The organism is uncultured Fibrobacter sp., from assembly GCF_946062555.1.
Classification (GTDB): domain Bacteria; phylum Fibrobacterota; class Fibrobacteria; order Fibrobacterales; family Fibrobacteraceae; genus Fibrobacter.
Window position 1 is genome coordinate 1 of record NZ_CAMGVQ010000118.1, and the last position, 3,650, is coordinate 3,650.

The window sequence follows — 3,650 nt, forward strand, 5'->3', positions numbered from 1 at the left end:
TGTTGCCAAAGAACTTAAGTGAAATGACTGTATATTTGGAGTTGTAATAAAACTGGGGCCTGACGGAATCAACTATAGTGAAATCGTCAACGACAGTTCTAAGTGTGGAATCAACTTCAAAACTGTCGAATTGCATTCCTGCACAACTGACATCGTTTGGATGCGCTTTGCAGTATTGAATTCTAGGATTTTCTGCGAAATAGCGAATTGTTGGATTCGCTAGGGTTGAATTAGAAAGGTTCGTTAGAGCTAGTCGATATTCAACCCAGTTCCATTCGGTGCGATGCCGTTCACTCAATAACCTGACTGACGGCGAGGTTGCAAAAGCAACATTTGCCAAAAGAAGGCAGAGAATGAAACTGCGTAATTTATAAAATTTCATAATATTGTCCATTTTTATTTGAAATATACATAAAATTTGTAAGATAAATGTATTTTTTTTAGCATCTGCGTTAGGGATAGTGACCCCTTGGGGACAAGACTCGCGAAGCGAGACTTGGTTGCAAGAGCCGCGCGGGCGTGCCGCAGGTGCGCACGGGTGGCCTTGCAATATAGCCCGACCCACACGATAGTGTGGGGAACGCCCTTATCACGCGAAGCGACCGCCGCATGAACGGTAAGGAAAAGCGTGCAAGCCGAGTGTCGCGACGAAAAGCTTGCTTTTCGACATGACCGAGGCGCAGCCGCGGACGCCGAAGGCGTCAAATGGACCTCTACCACATCGAAGACCATTCTCCGGGCATGGTGTTCTGGCACCCGAAGGGCACCAAGATGGTGAACGCCCTGAAGGACTACATCCGCGGAAAGATTGACCGTCGCGGCTACCAGGAAGTGATTACGCCGGACAGCGATGCAAGGCGAGAGCAGCGGACAAACTCGTTTGTCCATTGCCGAGCCGAAGAGCTGGGATGCTTGCATCCCAATCGTGAACAAGACTTTGTGGATCAAGTCCGGCCACGCCGACAAGTACAACGAGAACATGTTCAAAAGTGTGCAAAACGAGTGTCGCGACAAAATGCTGGCATTTTGGCATGACCGAGTGCAGCCACGGACGCTGAAAGCGTCAACACGCTGGCTGGCGACGTGGAAATGGCCGTGAAGCCGATGAACTGCCCCTGCCACATTCAGATTTTCAACACGGGGCTGCGCAGCTGGCGTGACCTTCCGATGCGCCTTGCCGACTGTGAGCCGGAAGCGCCTCATGTTACATGAAGCGCTGAAGCGAGAGGTTTGCCACGCCCCAATTCAATTATGCATTTAGGCAAACCGGTCTTGTGTTTTGTAAGTGCCACCGTTACGAACCTGCCGGTACGATGCACGGCCTGATGCGCGTGCGCGGCTTTGTGCAGGACGACGCCCACATTTTCTGTACCGAAGACCAGATTGCAAGCGAAGTGGCCGACTTCTGCGCCCTCGTCAAGGAAAAGTGTGCAAGCGAGTGTCGCGACAGGCTGCTTGCAGACTGGCATGACCGAGCGCAGCCACGGACGCCGAAGGCGTCAAATCTACCACGACTTCGGTTTCGACAATATCGTGGTAAAGTTCTCTACCCGTCCGGAACGCCGCGTGGGTTCCGACGAAATTTGGGACAAGGCTGAAGCCGCCCTCGCCGAAGCCACGAAGCTCGCTGGCCTCGACTACATTTTGAATCCGGGCGAAGGCGCCTTCTATGGCCCGAAAAGTGTGCAAAACGAGTGTCGCAGAAAAATGCTTGCATTTTTCTATGACCGAGTGCAGACACGGACGCCATCGGCGTCAACCTCGAATTCACCTTGAAGGATTCCCTCGGACGTGATTGGCAGTGCGGTACCATCCAGGTGGACTTCAACCTCCCGCAACGCCTCGGTGCCGAGTATGTCGGCAAGGACAACCAGAAGCACATCCCGGTGATGTTGCACCGTGCGGCAGTCGGTTCTATCGAACGCTTCCTCGGCATTTTGATTGAAGAATTCATGGGCGATTTCCCGCTGTGGCTCGCTCCGGTTCAGGCTCGCGTGCTCCCGATTTCCGAGAAGTTCGTTGACTACGCGAAGAAGGTTGAGAAGGAACTCGTGAACGCCGGCGTCCGCGTGGAAGTCGATGAGTCGAATGAGAAGCTCGGCTACAAGATTCGCCAGTGCGAACTGCAGAAGGTGCCTTACCTCCTCATCGTAGGCGAGAAGGAAGTTGCCGATGGTGTCGTGTCCGTGCGTAAGCGTAAGGATGGCGACAAGGGCAGCATGAAAGTTGCCGACTTCCTCAAGATGACCGCTGAAGACAGAAAAGTCGTTCGCTAGTCGCCAAACATGTCATGCCGGACTTTGTTCCGGCATCGCCTTTTAGAAAACGCAGACTCATTGAGCTTGCGTTTTTTTGGTATAGGGGAAAGCCTTCCCCTGATTCGCACTTCGTTGCTCTCCACCCTTTCTAGCGGATGTACAGTCGCCGCACCCGCAAAGCCATGCAAGGCGAGTGCCGCAGCCATGCTTGCATAGCTATGGCCGAGCCGCAGGGGTTTCTGTAACACCCGGGCTTACCCCGCCCTCCCGCCCAAAACAGAAGACCATTGCTTTATCAGCAATGGCCTTCTGAAAAATATGCCCAATGTTTAAATTTCGAACAGTTTCATTTCCTGCTCTGTGAGCGGACGCCCCAAACTGTTTGAATAGGCAATTGCTTCATGCAAACGGAAATGTCGTTCTGTCGGAGATGGTTCAGTCAAACGACCGTCAGAAAAGTCTTCTCCGAAGCGGTCGAAATTTTCTCGCAGCATATCGCTCTTGCGTGATGCAACAACTGGTTCAATTTCTGCTACAATCATATTATGCCTCCTCAGGAAAATAGGTTTTGATTAGTTTCAATGCTCCATAGCTGTCTATGAACATTTTTTGAGAATCGATGTTTCGCGCTCCTAAAGTTTCACGATAATGTTCTACAAGGTTCGTTTTCGCAGTAAACTGAACATAGCCCTCGTTACCGACATCCCAGCTTAACTTGCAAGCTATTGCAAAGAGATGAGCTCCTACGCCCTTGTATTTTCCTAAATGCCCGATATTCTCCGGAGCAGCTTCTACAATATCTACATGTGTATAAAATTGATCGCGGATATGCTTCAGTGCTATCATACCTTGCACTTGAGTGTCATCCTTCAACAACAACTCATAAACCTCATAATCGTGCTGATGTGGTATGCTCCAATCGAATTTCCACCCCTTTCGTTGTAGTGCTACGGCGTCTTTCTTTGAAATAGTTTTTAACACTAGCGAAACTCGGTGTCGAGTTGCTCTCCAGTTTCTCGACACACTAGGCAGTTCGTAAGGGAATCTATTTGGATGTCAATTTCCATTGGGTCGTGTTATCCTTATCAGTGTAAATATACCTTTTTCGCACCTCAAAGGCAAGTTTTAGGGAGGTTCAAAATTACTTTGTTGCCGATTCCATACTAGATTCACGCAATTTAAGCACTTCCTCTTTGGAAAGTCGCGAATACTTGACGATTTTTTCGACAGGTTCACCATCTGCAAGCATGGTTACAGCAGTTTCAACTTGAGCTTTGGTTTTGCCCTTTTCTTCGCTTTCATGAAGGTCGAATTCGTAAGTCATATACTTGTTCCTAATGGGTACCTCTAAAAATACATTCATTTCCTGAAGATGGGCTTATTTGTCGTTTT

At 49.7% G+C, this 3,650-nt stretch carries 5 protein-coding genes and 1 pseudogene; 2 read left to right on the forward strand and 4 right to left on the reverse strand.

The annotated features are described in order from the left end of the window. A partial coding sequence (locus tag Q0P86_RS16690) for a hypothetical protein (protein ID WP_295041070.1) occupies positions 1–394 on the reverse strand: 394 nt, incomplete at its 3' end. 311 nt (positions 395–705) lie between these two features. Between Q0P86_RS16690 and Q0P86_RS16695 the strand changes: the two genes are divergently transcribed. Next, the gene (locus Q0P86_RS16695; protein WP_294115644.1) at positions 706–1,035 is read left to right on the forward strand and encodes a hypothetical protein; all 330 of its coding nucleotides are present in this window, start codon (positions 706–708) and stop codon (positions 1,033–1,035) included. A 57-nt stretch (positions 1,036–1,092) separates the two neighbouring features. Continuing rightward, positions 1,093–2,276, forward strand: a pseudogene (locus Q0P86_RS17025) (aminoacyl--tRNA ligase-related protein); the annotation flags it as partial. Between the two features lie 311 nt (positions 2,277–2,587). On the opposite strand, the gene Q0P86_RS16710 reads toward Q0P86_RS17025, so the two are convergent. The 3 genes from Q0P86_RS16710 to Q0P86_RS16720 form a co-directional block, all read right to left on the reverse strand. Beyond that, on the reverse strand, positions 2,588–2,800 hold the full coding sequence (locus Q0P86_RS16710) for a hypothetical protein (RefSeq protein ID WP_295041074.1): 213 nt from the start codon (positions 2,798–2,800) through the stop codon (positions 2,588–2,590). A 1-nt stretch (position 2,801) separates the two neighbouring features. Then, complete coding sequence (locus tag Q0P86_RS16715) at positions 2,802–3,239, reverse strand: hypothetical protein (protein WP_295041075.1); 438 nt, start codon at positions 3,237–3,239, stop codon at positions 2,802–2,804. Positions 3,240–3,399: 160 nt separating this feature from the next. Beyond that, positions 3,400–3,582: a hypothetical protein gene (locus tag Q0P86_RS16720; RefSeq protein ID WP_295041076.1), complete on the reverse strand. Its 183-nt coding sequence runs from the start codon at positions 3,580–3,582 to the stop codon at positions 3,400–3,402. Positions 3,583–3,650 lie beyond the last annotated feature (68 nt).